Raw genomic sequence first — 18,305 nt, 5'->3', positions numbered from 1 at the left:
TCCCTTCGTCGAGTGGGCCTCGTGGCGCTGTGTCTTTGCGCGTCGCAGGCCCTGGCGGACGCACGCCTGGAAGCCCGTCGCCACTTCCGCACCGGCATGAGCCTCATCGCCCGGAAGGAGTACGACCAGGGCATCGCCGAGCTGGAGCAGGCGTACGCCATCAAGCCGCACCCCAACGTCCTCTTCAACATCGCGCGCGCGTACCAGGACGCGGGCCGCTCCGCGGAGGCGCTGGAGACCTACCGGCGCTACCTGGCGAGCAACCCGCCCGACGCGGCCACGGTGGAGACCACCGTCGCGGCGCTGGAGGCGAAGCAGCGCGAGGCGGAGGCCGCCGCCGGCGCGACGGACAACTCCGCGCTGCCCATGCCGCCGCCCCCCGCGAGCGTCCAGTCCCAGCAGCAGCTGGCGGGGCTCCTGGAGCGGCTGGAGAAGGCCATCGAGCGCGCGGAGTCCATGCCCTCGGGCCCCGCGACGCCCGCGCCCTCCACGTACGTGCCCTCCGTGCTGCCCGGCGTGTCCGAGGCGGCCACGGGCGACGACGGCGCGGTGCCCTACGAGGAGCGCGTGGTGACGGCCAGCCGCCGCGCCCAGTCCTCGCTGGAGGCGCCCAACGCCACCACCGTCATCACCGCGGAGGACATCCGCCTGTCGGGCGCCACCAGCCTGCCGGAGCTCTTGCGGCGCGTGCCGGGCGCGGACGTGATGTCGCTGGGCATCGGCAGCGCCAACGTGTCCATGCGCGGCTTCAACCAGCGCATCGCCAACAAGGTGCTCGTGCTCGTCGACGGCCGCACCGAGTACCAGGACTTCCTCGGCCTGACGCTCTGGTCGTCCATCCCCATCGGCCTGGATGAAATCGAGCGCATCGAGGTCATCCGCGGCCCGGGCAGCGCGCTCTACGGCGCCAACGCCATGTTGGGCGTCATCAACATCATCACCCAGGCCCCCGGCTCCGGCCCGCGCGCGCGCTTCACGGTGACGGGCGGCACCGGCCACAGCGTGGCGGGCTCGTTCCTGAGCCACGGCAGCTCCGGGGCGCTGCGCTACCGCGCGTCGGTGGCGTACTCGCAGGCGGACAAGTGGAGCCGCGACTACGCCAGCGACCGGCCGGACATCGTGCTCAGGGACCCGGACCCGGACATCGGCATGCGCGGGGCCCGGGCCACGCTGTCCACGGTGTACAGCTTCGCGGAGGGCCGCACGGTGGGCCTGTCCGGCGGCGTGCACCGCTACGCGACGGAAATCTACCCGCTGGGCCTTCTGCGCAACTACTTCATGGACGGCCTCAACGCGTACGCCAAGGGCGACGTGGAGCTGGGGCCGCTGAAGCTCAAGACGTTCTGGAACCACATCTCCGGCAGCGCCGGTCCCCAGTACGAGCCCATCGGTCAGCGCTCGCTGGGCACGGAGGTCAGCTCCAACCTGTTCAACGCGGAGCTGCTCTTCGCGCGCGCCTTCCACCTGGGCGGCGAGCACCAGCTCAACGTCGGCGTGGAGGGCCGCCTCAAGCGCGTGGGCTGGGACTACCTGGGCCCCTTGCGTGAGGAGGTCCACGCCGCCGCCTTCGTGCAGGACGAGTGGCGGCTGGCGGACCCGCTGCGCCTCATCGCCAGCTACCGCGTGGACCGCCACCCGCTGCTCGACGGGGGCTCGCCGGGCCTGGCGCACTCGCCTCGCGTGTCCGCGCTGTTCATGCCCGTGGAGGGCCACGCGTTCCGCATCAGCGCGGCGTCCGCCTTCCGCGAGCCCACGTTCCTGGAGAGCTACACGCGGCTGCTGGTCCCCGTGCAGGGCGTCAACGGCGCCAGCGCGCTGACGACGGGCAACACGGCCTTGCGCCCCGAGCGCCTCACCGCCTTCGAGCTGGGCTGGCGCGGCGAGTCCGCGGAGCTGGGCATGGACTGGGACGTGGCCCTGTACCAGAACCGGGTGAAGGACCTCATCGGCCTGTCCAACTTCGAGCGGCTGCCGGTGGGCGAGTCCTACGACGCGGCCACGGGCAACTACCTCATCGGCCGCTCGCGCTTCGTCAACGAGGACTCCATCTACACCGCGCGCGGCGCGGAAGCCGGCCTCACGCTGGCCCTCATCGACGGCCTGGGCCTCAAGGCGAGCGCCGCCTTCCAGACGGTCTCCTCGGACCTGGAGGACAAGGCGGAGTGCGGCCCGTGCAGCCAGGTGCCGCAGCTCAAGCTGTACGGCGGCGTCACCTACCGCACCCAGGCGGACCTCGAGTTCGGCGTGGACCTGGCCTACACCTCGTCCACGACCTGGATTGAGCGCGAGCCCGCGGCGGCGGACCCGACCCGCATCGAGCTGGCCTCCAACCCGCTGGGCGCCCACACCATCATCAACGCGCGCGTGGGCTACACGGCGGTGAAGAACCTGGTGGACGTGGCGCTCATCGGCAGCCAGCTGGGCGCCGCGCACTCCCAACACCCCTTCGGCAACCGCATCGAGCGGCGCGTCTACGCGACGCTGACGGTGACTCCATGAGCCGCACCTCCTCGTTCAAGCACTCCGCGCTCGTCGCGCTCGCCTCGTCCCTGCTCGTGCTGGGCTGTGAGTCCCCGTCCGTGGTCCCCACGGCGGACGGCCAGCAGGCCCTGCACACCGCCCGCATCGAGGGCAGCCTCGTCGTGCAGTCGGCCCTCCGGGGCAACGCGGTGGTGTTCCTCTACGACGTGGAGAAGCGCCCGCTGCCGCCGCCCCAGGGCAGCGGTCGTCCGGTGGCCTTCACCGTCATCCCCGCGGCGCAGCTGTTCGGCCCGGCGCTCGGCACCCACTCGCCCGGCCCCTTCACCGCGCCCTTCGCGTTCAGCCTGGTGGGCGCGGGCAAGTACATGCTGCGCGGCTTCATCGACGTGGACACCTGCGCGACGGGCGTCACGCCCTGCCACGTCCCCGACTTCAACCCCTGGTACGGCGTCACCAGCGAGCCCAACACGGGCGACATCGGCGGCGCCGCGGTGGACCTGACCAACGGCCAGCCGCTGGTCCTGGAGGTCACCAAGGACGAGGAGGGCCATCCGCAGCCGCTCACCAACGTCACGGTGAGCTTCTCGCAGGCCACCGCGCAGGTGCCGGTGGACCGGCCCGCCTTCCAGGTCACCGTCGCCGGCGGCGGAGACAACACCCTGGCGGCGGGCGGGCCCATGAAGGTGCTGCGGCTGACGCCGCAGGTGGTGGAGGCCAGCCCGGTGACGCAGCGGCCCAAGGCCTTCCTCGTCAGCTACGTGGACGCCAACCGCGACGGCGTGCCGGACGACGCCAACCGCGACGGGGTGCCGGATGTCTGGCCGCGCGTCGTGGTGCGCAAGCTGGCGGATGAGCCGGGCCTGCTCGAGGACAACGACAAGGACCGCGACAGCGTCCTCGACGCGGACGGCATCGACTACCTGCGCGCCGACGGCACCCGTGACGGCAGGCCGGACCTGGTGGTGCTCGCGGCGGGGCTGGTGATGGACCCCATCATCGCGGCGCTGACGGATGAGAACGGTCAGCCCCGGATGACGCCCGTCCCCCTGGCGGAGCTCCAGGTGGCCGTGCAGCCCATCGCCCTGGATGCCAGCGACGCGGCCGCCCCGGCCCGTCTGGACGGGCTGCCGAAGGGTCGCTACTCCGTGGTGCTGATCCAATCCACGGGGCAGACGTGGCGGGTCCCCAACGAGCTCGCCCCGCCGCTGGCGGCGAGCATCGGGATTCCGGGCGTCGAAAGTCAGGCCTTCGTGCTTGAGGTCCCCTGAGCCCCACCTCGTGGCGCGTAAGGGTGTGCGGCGCCCCACATCGGGAAAAAAGAGAGGAAGGACGGTGCTTTGACTTCGCCATGTCCTTCCGTCAACATGCTTGGGTCTGCAGGGGGACAGCCCCACCTGAGGTCGTGATCCGATGAAGGCCGGTACCCTTCCCTCCCCAGAGCCCGTTCCCAACCGCACCACGACGGACCCGGCGCGCCCTGGTGGAAGCCGGACCGCGACGGGCGGCGCGCCGCAGCGCGTGCTGCTGGTGGACGACAGCCGCTCCATCCGGACGCTGCTGAAGATCTACCTCATGGCGCGCAACTTCGAGTTCCTGGAGGCGGAGTCCGCCGAAGAGGGACTGAAGGTCGCCGAGGCGGAGGGCATCGACCTCATCCTCACCGACTTCCACATGGACGGGATGAACGGCGCCGACTTCGCGGCGCAGATTCGCGCCAACGCCAACCCCCGGCTGGCCAAGGTCCCCATCCTGATGATGACGGGTGACCCGAACGTCGCCGAGGTGCGCGCGCTGGGTCAGAAGGCCGGCATCAGCGCCTTCGTCCGCAAGCCGGTGAGCTGCGCACAGCTCATGACGCTGGTGGACACCATCCTCCCGCTGCCGCGCAAGTAGCACCTGGGGCCCCGTCCTCACGACGGAGCCCGAGCCGCAGAAGCAGCGCGAGCTCCTCGGCGGGTGGGCGCCTTCCTCCCGAGACCTCGCGAGCAGCACACCGGGCGAGCCGACCTTGCGTCAGGCTCCGAGCCACGGAAGCAGCGCGAATCCTTCAGCGGGTGGATGCCTTCCTCCCGAGACCTCGCGAGCAGCACGACGGGCGAGCCGCCCTTGCGTCAGGCTCCGAGCCACTGATGCAGCGCGAACCCTTCAGCGGGTGGAGGCCTTCCTCGCGAGGCCTCGCGAGCAGCACGACGGGCGAGCCGCCCTTGCGTCAGGCTCCGCGCCACTGAAGCAGCGCGAACCCTTCAGCGGGTGGAGGCCTTCCTCCCGAGACCTCGCGAGCAGCACGACGGGCGAGCCGCCCTCACCTCACGCCGGGGTACGGGCCGCCGCAGCGGCGCGGGCCCGGCGTTTTCGCATCGCCTCACCCACGCGCACCGCGAAGAGCAGCGCGAGCACCGCGCCGTAGATGAGCGGCTCGGTGACGTCCTGCTTCACCCGCCACACGAAGTGCACCACGCCCAGCACCGCGGCCACGTAGGCCAGCCGGTGCAAGCGCTGCCAGCGCGGGAAGCCGAGCCTCCTCACCCAGCGGTTCGTGGACGTGACGGCCAGCGGCACCAGCAGCACCCACGCGGTGAAGCCCACGGTGATGAAGGGCCGCTTCACCACGTCCTCCCCCAGCGCCCGCCACGCCAGCCCCTGGTCCAGCACCGCGTAGGTGAGCAGGTGCGCGCACGCGTACGTGAAGGCCAAAAGCCCCAGCGTGCGGCGCACGCGCGCGGGCCACGTCCACCGCGTGAGCAGCCGCACGGGCGTACACGCCAGCGACGCCAGCAACATCACCAGCGCGAGCAGCCCCGTCTGGTTGAGCGCCGCCTCGATGGCGTTGGGGCCCAGTTGTCCCAGCGGCCCCTGCACGGCCAGGAGCGCCAGGGGCAGCAGCCCGCCCACGGTGAGCGCGGGGTTCAGCCACGGATGGGGAGACGAGGCCATGGCGTCAGAAGTTCTCGCGCAGGTCCATGCCCGCGTAGAGGTGCGCCACCTGCTCGCCGTAGCCGTTGAAGGGCAGCGTGGGCCGGCGCTCGAAGTCGCCGATGCGCCGCTCGGAGGCCTGGCTCCAGCGCGGATGGGACACCGCGGGGTTCACGTTGGCGTAGAAGCCATACTCGTGCGGCGCCGCCATGTTCCAGGTGGTCATCGGCATGGTGCGCGTGAGCGAGATGCGCACGATGGACTTGCCCCCCTTGAACCCATACTTCCACGGCACCACCAGCCGCAGCGGCGCGCCGTTCTGCGCCGGCAGCTGCTTGCCGTACAACCCCATGGCCATGAACGTCAGCGGATGCATCGCCTCGTCCAGCCGCAGCCCCTCCAGGTAGGGCCAGTCCAGCACCGGCCGCTTCTGTCCGGGCAGCTGCTCCGGGTCCATCAGCGTGGTGAACGTCACGTAGCGCGCGTGGCTGGTGGGCTTCACCCGGGAGAGCAGCGCGGCCAGCGGAAAGCCCAGCCACGGAATCACCATGGACCAGGCCTCCACGCAGCGCATCCGGTAGACGCGCTCCTCCATGGTGAACCAGGACAACAGCTGGTCGATGTCCACCGTCTTCGGCTCGTGCACCTCCCCGTCCACGGTGACGGTCCACGGCCGGGGCTTCAAGGAGTGCGCGAGCCGGGCCGGGTCGTTCTTGTCCAGGCCCAGCTCGTAGAAGTTGTTGTACGTGGTGACGTCCTCGTACGGGGTGCGCGGCTCGTCCGTGTCGAACGCGCCCTTCGCCTTCACCACGGGCCCGGTGACGGCGCCCGCGTCCGGGACATACGCGTCCATGAAGCGGCGCTGCTTGCGGGTGAGCAGGTACAGGCCCCCCGCCACGGCGGCGGCCGTGCCCGTGAACAGGCCCGCGTTGCGCAGGAAGTCCCGGCGGCGCAGGTAGAGCCGTTCGGAGGTGATTTCGGAGCCGGGCGGCTCCACGGGCGGCTTGTCGCTCATGACCCTTTATAACGGCCCAGCGTCCCCGGCCGTTACATCGCCCGCCCGCTGCGGCACGGCGCGAGCATCCTTGACGCGCCACAGTCGCCACCAGGGCGTGCCGGGGGACTGGTGGTGCTCCCAGTGGTAGCCGAAGAAGTAGCAGGACAGCATGGCCAACGCGTGGTTGCGCGGCAGCGTGCGCGCGTGGTGCGGCGCCATGTCCGGCGTGTCCGGGCGCCGGTGAGGCAGGTAGGTGCCGAAGTAGAAGAGCTGCAACGTCCCCAGCACGGCCGGCACCACCCAGAACACCAGCACGCGCGGCTGGGACACGCCCAGGAAGACGAGGACGTTGAACTTGGCCGCCATCACCCCCAGCTGCGGCAGCGTGGTGTAACGAACCATGAACGTCCCCAGCCACGGCCAGAAGGACTGGGTGCGGGTGGAGAAGTCCGGGTCGTCGTCGCCCGTGGGGTGCTGGTGGTGCGCATGGTGGTTGAGCACCAGTCGCCGGTAGGACAGCCCCGCGAACAGGAAGCAGGCGAGCGTCCCCACCGCCTCGTTCACCCAGCCCTGGCGGGCCACCGTGCCGTGCATGGCGTCATGGCCGGTGATGAACAGCCCCGTGCACAGCCACGCCTGGAAGGCGACGTGCATCCACGTGAGGGGCGAGTCCAGGGGCAGCCACCCCGGGGACATCAGCATCCACGTCAGGTGCGCGCCCCACGCGCCGATGATGACGAGCGCGATGACGACGCCCCAGGGGCCGAGCGGCGGTGCGCGATGACGGGCCGAGGTCTCCATCTCACCTGACTCATGGGGATGACGGCGCCGCCGCGCACGGGAAAGCACCCCGGCGCGGCGAGCGGGCCGTCGGCCGTGGCTACTTCCGCACGCCGGCGTCGGCCGCGGGGGCGGTGGCCTCGCGCACCAGCTCCTCCGCGGTGACGTAGCGCGGCTCGATGTCCACCGGCACGTCCTTGAGCCGCTCGAGCACCTTGCGCACGGGCGGACGAATCACGCCCATCTTCGCCAGGAGCGCCTCGGCCGCCTTGCGGTCACCCCTGGCTTGAATCTCCATCAGCTGCTTCGTCAGCGCGGTGACGGACTTCTTCATCGTCTCCGGCACGACGGAGAAGGTGCCGTCGGCGGCGACCTTCACGGCGCCGGAGTCCAGGAAGTAGTTGAGCTGCAGCGCCACGCCCTTGCCGTGCGCCTCGTCGATGCCGAAGCGGATGGAGCGGAACGCGGAGGCCAGGAACGTCGTGTACATGGTGCGGCCCATCGCCTTGTCGATGACCCCCGTGTCCATCAGCCGCTGCAGCGCCCACAGGCCGGAGATGTCCGCCTTGGCCTCCTCGAGCGCGCTGGAGGACACCTGGAGCGCCTGGCGCACCGTCGTCGCCTTGCCGCCCACGGTGATGTTGTGCGGCCCCAGCCCGTGCATCAGCTCGTGCATCAGGATGTGCGTGAAGAAGGCGTCGAAGGCCACGTCCTGCTGGTCCTTGGCGGACAGCGCCACCTTGGCGATGGGCACCAGCACGCGCTGGAACTTGGCCTCCTGAACGTTCTTGAGCATCACGCGCTTGGAGCCCATGGCCTCCGTGACGCGCTCGTCGTTGGGCAGGTTGTACGCGGCCGTCTGCACGCCCCGGTTGGCGTCACCGGCGGAGAACAGGCTGTTGACGACGCGGATGGGGGCCAGCGCGCCCAGCTTCGGGTTGCGCAGCTTCGCGTCGATGGGCAGGTGGTTCTCCAGGTCCTGCAGGTGGTCGCCGAACTTCGCGAGCTTCTGCGTCTCCGCGTCGTCGCGCAGGCCGACGAAGGCCTCGAACGCGGCCTTGTAGTTGAACCAGCCGTCCTCGTAGACCTCGTAGGGCCCCACGGTGGGCTCGATGCTCGCGTCCAGCTTCATCCACGCGACTTCGCTCGCGTAGTAGTCGTTCGAGCCGAACGCGTCCGCGCGCGACTCCAGGAACGCCTTGAGCGTGGGCTGCTTGGTCAGCTGCGCGGCCTCGCGGAACAGGCGCGCGGCCTCGGCCAGCTCACCCTGGTACTCGATGCTGTACGGCACGGAGACGAACTTGCCGTCGGTGCCCCGGCGGATGGTGGTGTAGAAGCCCGTGGCCTCCTTCTGCTGGGCCTCCGGCAGCGACTTCACCCACGCCTCCACCTGCTCCTTGGTGGCGCCAGCCGGATAGAAGTTGCCGGCCTCCGGCTTCGCGGGCACACCCGGCAGGAACGGCCGCCCCTCGTCCAGGCTGTTCCACGGGCCCTTGTCCAACACGAACGCGTGCAGACGCGCGCGGCCCAGCGGCGAGTCGTCCCGCGTGAGCCCCAGCAGCACCGTCTCGCTGCCCGCCCAGCGCTGGCGCAGGAAGAGCGCGTCCATCAACTGCGAGGCCTGGACGATGCGCGCGAGCGCCTGCCGCTCGTTGGCGGGCAGCGCCTTCAAGTCCACCTTCAGCTCCACCGGAGCGAAGCGCGCGGTGAGGCGCTGCAATTCGGCGGCGTCGGGCAGGGCGACGGGGGCGGCGGCGTGCTCGGCGGCGAGGGCGGAGCCGGACAGCATCGCCGCACCGAGCACGGACAGGAGGGTTCGGTTCATGGCCCTTCCCTACCCCAACGTCGCGCCCCCTCCCAGCGCTCCCGTGCTCCTGTACGCATCGGAACATTCCAGCCAGGACGGTTTGGCGGCGCGCGTCGGAGCCGGCTGACAACATGCGCAAGCCTGGATTTCCCGGGCAACCCAGGTGCCCTTCAACCCGGGCACGCGAGGACTTCTCATGACGACGACTCGAACCGACCCCTTGGCCCGCCGGGGCGCGCTGCCGGGGCTGCTGGTGGCCCTGTGCGTGGGGCTGTTCTCCTCCTCCGCGCTGGCGGCGGACGAGGTGCGCCTGCTCAAGGCGGTGAGCACCGTGAGCAGCCGCTATGGGCAGACGTGGCAGGACGTCACCTACCTCCTGGTGGTGAAGAACCTGGCCTACGAGAAGCAGGTCGCCATCCATGACAAGCAGCCGGACGGGACGTGGCTCGATTTGGAGGCCAGCTACGCGGGCGACGCGGGCGCGGGCCACGAGCTGTGGAAGGTGACGCGGCAGTACCAGAGCTGGGGCACGTCCCCGCAGCCCACGCGCGATCTGGAGTTCGTGGCGAAGTACACGGTGAATGGCCAGACGTACTGGGACAACAACGGCGGGGCCAACTACCAGTTGGTGCGCACCAACGGGCCGCTGCTCCCGCGAGCCAACGTGCTGGTGGGCAGCAGCTACTGGCAGCCCACGGGTGAGGTGGACATCGGCATCGACGTGAAGAACCTCGCCTACACCAAGAGCGTCACGGTGGTGTACACGACGGACAACTGGGCCACGTCCCACGAGGTCGCCGCGTCCTTCGTCCCCGGCTACTCGGTGGGCTACGCGTACATCTCCAGCCCCAACGCGTACGGCGTGGAGCGCTGGCAGGCGCGCATCCCGGCCGTGTCCGGCACGCCGCTGTACTACATCCGGTACGAGGTGAACGGGCAGACGTACTGGGACAACAACTTCGGCTACAACTACCCGCCCATCTACCCTCCCCTCTAGCCCTCCCGAGGGCCGACCCGGGGGCCTGGCCGTCCAGCGCCGGGCCCGCCGGGGGGCATTCGGGCGACGGCCCTCGACAGGCCGGTTTGCATGGTTATGGGGAGACGACGCTTCGCGCCCACACGGGGCGCCCCGGAGGCCTTGAACCCATGACCGTCGACGCTTCCCCCCAGCGGGAAACCCACGCCTTCCAGGCGGAGATCAACCAGCTCCTCAGCCTGGTCATCAACTCGCTCTACAGCCACAAGGAGATCTTCCTCCGGGAGCTGGTCTCCAACGCCTCGGACGCGCTCGACAGGCTGCGCTTCCGCGCGATTACGGAGCCGGAGCTGCTCGCGGACGCGCCGGAGCTGGAGCTGCGCATCATCCCTGACGCCCAGAAGAACACCCTCACCATCGAGGACACCGGCGTCGGCATGTCGCACGACGAGCTGGTGAAGAACCTGGGCACCATCGCCCACTCCGGTTCGCGCGAGTTCATCCAGGCGATGACCCAGCGCGGCCAGAAGGACATGCAGCTCATCGGCCAGTTCGGCGTGGGCTTCTACAGCGCGTACCTCGTCGCCGACCGCGTGGAGGTCGTCAGCCGCGCCGCCGGCAAGGACAGCCAGGCGTGGAAGTGGACGTCCGAGGCGCACGGCACCTTCACCGTGGAGCCCGCCGAGCGCGCGGCCCGGGGCACCTCCGTCATCCTCCACCTCAAGGAGGACCAGAAGGAGTTCCTGGACGAGTGGCGCGTGCGCTCGCTGATTACGCAGTACTCCGACTACGTCGGCCACCCCATCAAGCTCCAGGTGACCAAGACGACGGGCACGGGGGACGACGCGAAGACGGAGAGTTCGCTGGAGGTGGTGAACAAGGCGAGCGCCCTGTGGCAGCGCGCCAGGTCGGACATCACCGACGAGCAGTACCAGGAGTTCTACAAGCACCTGACGCACGACTGGGAGAAGCCGCTCGCGTGGACGCACTTCAAGGCGGACGGCAACCAGCAGTTCACCGGGCTGCTCTTCCTGCCGAAGAACCCGCCGTTCGACCTGAACGCGCAGCAGCAGCGCGGGGTGCGGCTGTTCGTCAAGCGCGTGTTCATCATGGACCGCTGCGAGGAGCTGGTGCCGCAGTGGCTGCGCTTCGTGCGCGGCGTCATCGACTCGGATGACCTGCCGCTCAACGTGTCGCGCGAGCTGCTGCAGGACTCGCAGGTGGTGCGCGCCATCCGCAAGCACGTGGTGAAGAAGTCGCTGGACCTGCTCGAGAAGCTCGCCAAGGACAAGCCCGAGGACTACACGACGTTCTGGAAGGCCTTCGGCACGGTGCTCAAGGAGGCGCTGGCCACCGAGGCCGAGCACAAGGACAAGGTGGGCGGCCTCTTGCGCTACGAGAGCTCGCGCGACGAGGGGCTCACGTCCCTGGCGGACTACGTGTCGCGGATGAAGGAGGGCCAGGAGGCGCTCTATTACATCTACGGCGAGTCCCGGAAGGCGGTGGAGGACAGCCCGCACCTGGAGGCGCTCAAGCAGCGCGGCTACGAGGTCCTCTTCATGACGGACCCGGTGGACGAGTGGGCGGCGCAGGGCCTGCGCGAGTTCCAGGGCAAGCCGCTGGTGTCCGCGCTCCAGGCGGACCTGAAGCTGCAGTCCACGGACGAGCAGAAAAAGGAGCACGAGGAGAAGAGCGAGGGGCTCAAGGGGCTCACGTCGCGGATGAAGGACGTGCTGCAGGACTCGGTGCGCGAGGTGCGCGTGTCGGACCGGCTCACGGACTCGCCGGTGTGCCTGGTCGTCCCCGAGGGCGGCTCGCCCGCGTACCTGGAGCGGCTGCTGCAGCAGCGGGGTAAGGGAATGCCGAGGGTGAAGCGCATCCTCGAGGTCAATCCCAAGCATCCGGTCATCGAGCACCTGAAGACGCTCCACGCCCAGGACCCGGCCCAGGCGCAGGTGGCCGAGTGGATCGAGCTCTTGCATGACCAGGCGCTGCTCACCGAGGGCAGCACCATCTCCGACCCGAACCGCTTCGCGCGCCGGCTGACGACGCTGCTCACGCAGGTGGCGGGGCAGGCGGTGAAGGCGCCGGTGCCCGACGCGCCGAAGGCGGAGGCCCCGGCGCAGGCAGCGAGCTAGGGCACGGTACTGGGGTGAAAGGGCCTCCACTCGCGAGGGGTGGAGGTCCTCGTGCACCGGGCGCGGGAGGGGCCTTTCGCCGCCTTTCGCGCGATTCGCCGGCGCACAATTAGACAGCCTTGTGAGCGATAGGGAATGATGGCTGGATGTCCCAGACCTCCTTCGCCGTCTTCACTTGCGACATCCTCCCGACGGCGGACGCCTCTGTCCGCTCCGCCATCCAGGGAGTGGTCCGCGCGGAGCTCAGCAAGCCCCACCGTCGCGTGCGTCAGCCGCTCGGCAACCAGTGGCTGGTGCGCTTCGACGACGGTGGCTTCAATGCCTTCGTGCTGGTGCTGAGCACGCTGCGCGCGCGCTACCCGGAGTCCTTCCGCTACCTGGTCGTCGGCTGGAACGACATGGGCTCGGTGGCGCTCTATCCGTTGGGTGGGGCGACGCCCACGACGCTGAGCCTGGTCACCGCGATGGCCGCCGTGGCCTCGGGCGCGGACGAGCTGGCGGCGCCGCTGCTGCTCGCCTCGGGCCCGCTCACCGCGGACGACTTCCCGCTGCAGTGGGCGGACGAGGCCGGTGAGGCGCAGAGCCTCCTGGGCGCGTCGGCGCGGGCCCGGCGCGTGGCGACTCCCGGTCCTCGTCGGAGCGTGACTCGGAGGGCCCGCGCGGCAGCGCCCGTCATCAGCGCGGCGCCCGTGCAGGCCGAGGTGGTGGTGAGCGCGGTCGAGGTGGCGCCCGCGCCCGTGGTGAGCGAGGCCCCCGCGACGGAGGCCACCGAGGCCACGAGCGGCGGACGCAAGGGTGCGCGTCGCAAGGGCGCGCGCAAGGCTGGTACGGCGCGGGCGAAGAAGGCCGCGGGCGGCAAGGCGCGCGGGAAGCAGGCCGCCAAGGTGGCCCGGACGGAGCGCACGGAGGAGGCCGCGAAGCGTCGGCGTCCCACCGCGACGAGCAAGCGGACCGGTGGCAAGCGCCGGGGCACCGCGGTCAGCGCGAAGCGCTCCACGTCCGGCAAGCCCAAGGCGGCCAAGGCGAAGACCAAGACCGCTCGCGCGGCGACGAAGCGCAAGGGCAAGAAGGGCGCTCGCTGAAGCGAGGTCCGTGACGCCGCGCGCGGCTGACGTGCGCGGCGGCTTGCTTCACAACCGACGGTGGCTTCATGCGCTGGAGAGCCGGGCGCGCCTCCATGGTGTGCTCTCCGCGCGGCACCTTCGCGTTCACTCGCACCATTCGCGGCGCATCGCGCAGGGATGCTTCGCCGCGCGAGCCCACCCCATCACAACCCCATGTCGAGCAGCACCGCCTCCGCCGCGCGCCGCCCCGAGCCGAGCGCGCCATGGATGGACGCGCTGTCCCGGTGGTCACCACACACGTAGAGCCCCGGTGACAGTCGCACCGGCCGATGCGGCGGCTCCAGCGCGGCCATCGTCTGCGCCGGCAGCGCGAACGGCAGCGAGTACGTGCGCAGGTGCCGCCAGTCCGCCACCGCGGCGCCGAACCACTCCGCCAGCTCCACGCACACCTGCTCGCGCAACGCGGCCTCATCCGAGTGCACGCCCAGCACCGACACGGACACGAGCGCCTGTCCCGGGGGCGCATACGCGGGCGACACCTCGCTCATCACCGCGACGTTGTTCACCACGCCCTTCCCGTCACCATTGAGCAGCAGCCACGGCCCCTCCACCGGCGGCTCCGGCGCGGCGAAGTACAGACACGTCACCGCGTTCATCATCGGCACCGGCATCCCGGGGAGCAGCCGCGCCGCGGCCAGCGGGTCCGTGGCCACCACCACCGCCTTCGCGCCCAGCATCTCCCCGTCCTCCAGTCGCACCCGGTGGCCCCACACATCGGCCACGGGTGCATGCCTGCGCAGCGCGACAGGAGGCAGCTTCGCGGCGAGCTGCTCCGCAATCACCCCCATCCCCTGCTCCGGCACCCCGGCCTCGCCCGAGGCGAACATCCGGAAGACGAACTCGAGGAAGCGACTGGACGTGTTCAGCGAGCGGTCCAGGAAGACGCCCGCGAGGAAGGGCCGCAGGAAGCCCTCCACCATCTCCTCCGTGAAGCCCAGCTCCTCCAGGTAGCGCCGCGAGGTGCGCTGGGGACGCAGCCACACGTCCTCGTCCTCGCCCGAGCGCGACAGCTGCCGCAGCTCCAGCACACGCAGCTTGTCGCCGAACGTCCCGGGCACGTCGAGCAGGTGCGAGAGCGCCGTCACCGGCTGACGCAGCGGGTCCGCCACCGTGCACAGCCTCCCCTGTCGCCACACCTTCGCGCCCGGCATGAAGCGCCGCAGCCTCAGCGCCTCCAGGTCGAGCAGCTTCCGCCCCTCCGGGTAGGCCGTCAGGTACACCTGGAACCCACGGTCCAGCAGGAAGCCCTCATGAGCATCCGTGCGGACGCGGCCACCGGGAGCATCCCCGGCTTCCAGGACCACCACTTTCAAGCGGGATTGGACGAGCGCTCGCGCGCACGCCAGCCCCGCGAGACCCGCGCCCACGACGATGACGTCCGGGTTCGACACGCGCTCTCCCACATCCACGCTGGCTCCCCTCCATGCTGGTGCGGCGAGCGCGCGGGCCGCAACCCGTACCGTCGTCCGGGTTGCTCGGGAGCGAACACTTGTGCAGAACTGGGAGGCGAGGCGCCACATGCAAGAGCCTCGAAACGCCGGGCTTCCCGGCGTCACCTGAGTGGAGAGAAGGCGGGTTACCCCATGTTGATCGTGATGCGACCAGACGCGACGGCCCAGGACATCGAGCGTGTGAACGACGAGATCCGCCGCCGTGGCTGGCAACCGCACGCGATTCCAGGGGGCACTCGCACGGCCATCGGCATCACCGGCAACCCCGGCGCGGTGGAGCCCGAACCCTTCCGAGTGCTGCCCGGAGTCGCGGACGCGGTCTCCATCTCCCAGCCGTTCAAGCTCGTCAGCCGTGAGGTGAAGCCGGACGACACGCAGCTGCGCGTGGGCAACCTCACCATCGGCGGCGCGTCCTTCCACGTCATCGCCGGGCCGTGCTCGGTGGAGTCGCGCGAGCAGATTCTGTCGACCGCGCACGCGGTGAAGAAGTCGGGCGCCACCATGCTGCGCGGCGGCGCGTTCAAGCCGCGCACCAGCCCCTACGAGTTCCAGGGCCTCAAGGGTGACGGCCTCGCGCTCTTGGCCGAGGCGCGCCAGGAGACGGGCCTACTCGTCACCACCGAGGTGAAGGACACCGCGACGCTGGACGCGGTGGCGGACGCCACGGACATCCTCCAGATTGGCGCGCGCAACATGCAGAACTTCAGCCTGCTGGAGGCGGTGGGCGAGCGGCGCAAGCCCGTGCTGCTCAAGCGCGGCATGAGCGCGACCATCAAGGAGCTGTTGATGGCGGCCGAGTACATCGTCGCGCGCGGCAACACCCAGGTCATCCTCTGCGAGCGCGGCATCCGCACGTTCGAGACGATGACGCGCAACACGTTGGACCTGAACGCCGTGCCCATGCTCAAGCAGCTGTCGCACCTGCCTGTCTTCGTGGACCCCTCGCACGGCATCGGCGTGCGCAAGGCGGTGCCGGCGATGATGCGGGCGGCGGTGGCGGTGGGCGCCGACGGCATCATCGTGGAAGTGCACCCCGACCCGCCGCGCGCGAAGTCGGACGGCGCCCAGTCGTTGGACTTCTCCGAGTTCGACAAGTCCATGAACGAAGTGCGGGCGATTGCACAGGCCATGGGCCGTGAAGTCGTGCGGTTGGGATAGCGCGCGATGACCCTCAAGGAAGCGCTGGGCAAGGTGGTGGGCCGGCGCGACCTCACCCGCGAGGAGATGGCCCGGGTCATGGGCCTGATGCTCGCGGGCGAGGCTTCGCCTGCTCAAGTGGGGGCGCTGGCGACGGCGCTCAAGATGAAGGGTGAGACCGAGGACGAGATCCTCGGCGCCGCGGAGGCCATGCGGGCCTGCGCGGCGAAGCTGTCTCCGCGCGCGCAGGTGGTGCTCGACACCTGCGGCACGGGCGGGGACGGCGCGCACACCTTCAACATCTCCACCGCGGTGGCCTTCGTGGCCGCCGGGGCGGGGGTGACGGTGGCCAAGCATGGCAACCGCGCGGTCTCCAGTCGGTGCGGCAGCGCGGACGTGCTCGCCGCGCTGGGTGTGTCCATGGAGCGGCCGCATGAGCGCGTCGCGCTCGACATCGACGAATACGGCGTGGGGTTCCTCTTCGCGCCCTCGCATCACAGCGCGCTCAAGCACGTGGCGCAGGCCCGGCGGGACATGGGCTTCCACAGCATGTTCAACCTGCTGGGGCCGCTGACCAACCCGGCCGGCGCGCGCTATCAGCTGCTGGGCACCTTCGACGGCAAGCGCGTGGAGCAGACGGCGCGAGTGCTGGGGCGATTGGGCAGCCGGCGCGCGTGGGTGGTGCACGGCCACGACGGGCTGGATGAAATCTCGCCCTGCGCGCCCACCGAGGTGGCGGAGCTGCGCGAGGACGGCACCGTGCGCTGCTTCACGGTGAGGCCCGAGGACGCGGGGCTCGAAGTGGTGCCGCGCGAGGCCATCGCTGGCGGTGACGCGGACGAGAACGCGAAGCGGCTGCGCGCATTGCTGGACGGTGAGCGCTCCGGGCTGCGCACGGCGGTGCTGCTCAACGCGGCGGCGTCGCTCGTCGTGGTCGGGCAAGCGAACGACTTGCGCGAGGGCGTGAAGAAGGCGGAGCACGCCATCGACTCGGGCGCGGCGTCGCGCAAGCTCGCCTCGCTCATCCATGGGGCCGTGTCGTGAGCGGGGACCAGCGCGGTAGCACGTCGTCTCCGGTCGCGCCGGGGACGCTGGACCTCATCATGGCGCGCAAGCGACGGGAGCTGGCGGAGCGGCCGCCCCTGTCGCCGCGCCCCCGTCCCGAGCCGCGTGACTTCGCGGGCGGCCTGCTGCGACGAGCAGCCGGGCGTCCCGTGAGCGTCATCGCGGAGGTGAAGCGCAAGAGTCCGTCTGGCGGGGCGTTTCCGCACGCGGATGTGGTGGCGGTGGCGAGGGCCTACGAGGCCGCGGGCGCCAGCGCCATCAGCGTGCTGACGGATGGGCCGGACTTCGGAGGCGCGCTGGAGGACCTCGTCGCGGTGCGAGCCGCGGTGTCGGTGCCGGTGCTGCGCAAGGACTTCCTCGTCGCGGCGCGCGAGGTGGAGGAGAGCGCGCTGTGGGGCGCGGACGCGGTGCTGCTCATCGCGGACGCGCTGGAGGACGGTGAGCTGCGCGAGATGCTGGCCACGGCGCGCGCGGTGAACGTCGCCGCGCTGGTGGAGGCGCACACGGAGGCGCACGCCGAGCGGGCGCTGGCGGCGGGCGCGGAGCTGGTGGGCATCAACAACCGGGACCTGGCCACGTTGAAGACGGACGTGGGCACGGCGCTGCGGGTGATGCCCAGGCTGCGCTCGCGGGCCCGCGTGCTCGTGGCGGAGAGCGGGCTCAAGTCGGTGACGGAGCTGGTCGCCGCGCGAGAGGCCGGCGCCGACGCGGTGCTGGTGGGCGAGTCGCTCCTGCGCGACGCGGAGCCTGGACGGGCGCTCACGCGGCTGCTCGGACAGGAAGGCACGCCGCCGTGAGTGTCCGGGTGAAGGTGTGTGGGGTGACGCGGCTCGAGGATGCTCGGGCCGCGTGGGACGCGGGTGTGGACGCGCTGGGGCTCAACTTCTATCCGCCCTCCCCCCGGTATCTGGACCTGGCCACGGCGGCGAAGCTCGGGCGCACGCGGCCGCCCCTGGGGGCGCTGATTGGCGTGTTCGTCAACGCGGCGGCGGAGGACATCCGGCGGGCGGTGACGGAGTGTGGCCTCACGGCCGTGCAGCTCCATGGGGACGAGCCACCGGAGGCCTGCTCGGGGTTCGGGGTGCCGGTCATCAAGGCGCTGCGGGTGCGCGGCGCGGATGACGTGGCGCGGGCGCGGGCGTACGTGGGGGTGGGCGACGTGACGGGGCTGCTGCTGGACGGGGCGGCGCCGGGGTACGGCGGTGGGGGCGTGGGGTTCGACTGGTCGCTGGTGGCGGGAGTGGCGGGCAGCGGCGTGCCGGTGTTGGTGGCGGGAGGGCTGAAGCCCTCCAACGTGGCGGAGGCGGTGCGCGCGACGCGGCCTTACGGAGTGGACGTGGCCAGTGGGGTGGAGTCGGCCCCGGGCATCAAGGACATGGACGCGGTGCGCGCCTTCGTGCGGTCCGCGAAGTCCATCAACCTCTGGGAGTGACAGG

At 70.8% G+C, this 18,305-nt stretch carries 15 protein-coding genes; 10 read left to right on the top strand and 5 right to left on the bottom strand.

What is annotated here, in order from left to right; genetic code table 11:
* The first annotated feature begins 21 nt into the window (after nt 1-21).
* The 3 genes from VZQ01_RS28255 (at nt 22) to VZQ01_RS28245 (ending at nt 4,374) form a co-directional block, all read left to right on the top strand.
* Entirely contained in the window at nt 22-2,499 is a 2,478-nt protein-coding gene (locus VZQ01_RS28255) for a TonB-dependent receptor domain-containing protein (RefSeq protein ID WP_491630665.1), read from the top strand.
* Complete coding sequence (locus tag VZQ01_RS28250) at nt 2,496-3,749, top strand: hypothetical protein (protein ID WP_223748402.1); 1,254 nt, start codon at nt 2,496-2,498, stop codon at nt 3,747-3,749. The genes VZQ01_RS28255 and VZQ01_RS28250 overlap by 4 nt, the downstream gene beginning before the upstream one ends.
* A 142-nt stretch (nt 3,750-3,891) precedes the next feature.
* Entirely contained in the window at nt 3,892-4,374 is a 483-nt protein-coding gene (locus VZQ01_RS28245) for a response regulator (protein WP_046715893.1), read from the top strand.
* Between the two features lie 414 nt (nt 4,375-4,788).
* On the opposite strand, the gene msrQ is transcribed toward VZQ01_RS28245, so the two are convergent.
* The 4 genes from msrQ to VZQ01_RS28225 all read right to left on the bottom strand — a co-directional run bounded on the left by msrQ (nt 4,789) and on the right by VZQ01_RS28225 (nt 8,996).
* Nucleotides 4,789-5,415, bottom strand: a complete 627-nt coding sequence (gene msrQ / locus VZQ01_RS28240) for a protein-methionine-sulfoxide reductase heme-binding subunit MsrQ (RefSeq protein WP_426745199.1) — start codon at nt 5,413-5,415, stop codon at nt 4,789-4,791.
* A 4-nt stretch (nt 5,416-5,419) separates the two neighbouring features.
* Nucleotides 5,420-6,409, bottom strand: a complete 990-nt coding sequence (msrP, locus tag VZQ01_RS28235) for a protein-methionine-sulfoxide reductase catalytic subunit MsrP (RefSeq protein WP_223748400.1) — start codon at nt 6,407-6,409, stop codon at nt 5,420-5,422.
* A 6-nt stretch (nt 6,410-6,415) separates the two neighbouring features.
* On the bottom strand, nt 6,416-7,192 hold the full coding sequence (locus VZQ01_RS28230; protein WP_426745198.1) for a fatty acid desaturase: 777 nt from the start codon (nt 7,190-7,192) through the stop codon (nt 6,416-6,418).
* Nucleotides 7,193-7,271: 79 nt separating this feature from the next.
* Nucleotides 7,272-8,996: a DUF8614 domain-containing protein gene (locus VZQ01_RS28225; RefSeq protein WP_426745197.1), complete on the bottom strand. Its 1,725-nt coding sequence runs from the start codon at nt 8,994-8,996 to the stop codon at nt 7,272-7,274.
* Between the two features lie 178 nt (nt 8,997-9,174).
* Between VZQ01_RS28225 and VZQ01_RS28220 the strand changes: the two genes are divergently transcribed.
* The 3 genes from VZQ01_RS28220 (at nt 9,175) to VZQ01_RS28210 (ending at nt 13,174) form a co-directional block, all read left to right on the top strand.
* A complete protein-coding gene (locus VZQ01_RS28220) occupies nt 9,175-9,975 on the top strand; it encodes a carbohydrate-binding protein (protein WP_223781614.1) in 801 nt (266 codons plus the stop codon).
* A gap of 149 nt (nt 9,976-10,124) precedes the next feature.
* On the top strand, nt 10,125-12,092 hold the full coding sequence (htpG, locus tag VZQ01_RS28215) for a molecular chaperone HtpG (RefSeq protein ID WP_426745196.1): 1,968 nt from the start codon (nt 10,125-10,127) through the stop codon (nt 12,090-12,092).
* Nucleotides 12,093-12,238: 146 nt separating this feature from the next.
* Entirely contained in the window at nt 12,239-13,174 is a 936-nt protein-coding gene (locus tag VZQ01_RS28210) for a hypothetical protein (protein ID WP_223748395.1), read from the top strand.
* Nucleotides 13,175-13,359: 185 nt separating this feature from the next.
* On the opposite strand, the gene VZQ01_RS28205 is transcribed toward VZQ01_RS28210, so the two are convergent.
* A complete protein-coding gene (locus VZQ01_RS28205) occupies nt 13,360-14,625 on the bottom strand; it encodes an NAD(P)/FAD-dependent oxidoreductase (RefSeq protein WP_370641866.1) in 1,266 nt (421 codons plus the stop codon).
* 174 nt (nt 14,626-14,799) lie between these two features.
* Here VZQ01_RS28205 and aroF point away from each other — a divergent pair, with 174 nt between their 5' ends.
* From aroF to VZQ01_RS28185, 4 genes are read left to right on the top strand one after another with little or no spacing between them, the layout of a single operon-like run.
* Nucleotides 14,800-15,825 (top strand): 3-deoxy-7-phosphoheptulonate synthase, encoded by a 1,026-nt coding sequence (gene aroF, locus VZQ01_RS28200; RefSeq protein ID WP_046715901.1) that lies wholly within the window; start codon nt 14,800-14,802, stop codon nt 15,823-15,825.
* 6 nt (nt 15,826-15,831) lie between these two features.
* Nucleotides 15,832-16,848 (top strand): anthranilate phosphoribosyltransferase, encoded by a 1,017-nt coding sequence (trpD, locus tag VZQ01_RS28195; RefSeq protein ID WP_426745195.1) that lies wholly within the window; start codon nt 15,832-15,834, stop codon nt 16,846-16,848.
* A 59-nt stretch (nt 16,849-16,907) separates the two neighbouring features.
* Nucleotides 16,908-17,666, top strand: a complete 759-nt coding sequence (locus VZQ01_RS28190) for an indole-3-glycerol phosphate synthase TrpC (RefSeq protein ID WP_223748394.1) — start codon at nt 16,908-16,910, stop codon at nt 17,664-17,666.
* Nucleotides 17,663-18,301, top strand: coding sequence for a phosphoribosylanthranilate isomerase (locus tag VZQ01_RS28185; protein ID WP_426745194.1), 639 nt, complete (start codon nt 17,663-17,665; stop codon nt 18,299-18,301). The genes VZQ01_RS28190 and VZQ01_RS28185 overlap by 4 nt, the downstream gene beginning before the upstream one ends.
* The last annotated feature ends 4 nt before the right edge of the window (nt 18,302-18,305 follow it).

Origin of the sequence: Myxococcus faecalis, from assembly GCF_050039385.1 — a bacterium.
Classification (GTDB): domain Bacteria; phylum Myxococcota; class Myxococcia; order Myxococcales; family Myxococcaceae; genus Myxococcus; species Myxococcus fulvus.
Note: the sequence above shows the minus strand (reverse complement) of the source record. Positions and strands in the feature narration are given on the sequence as shown.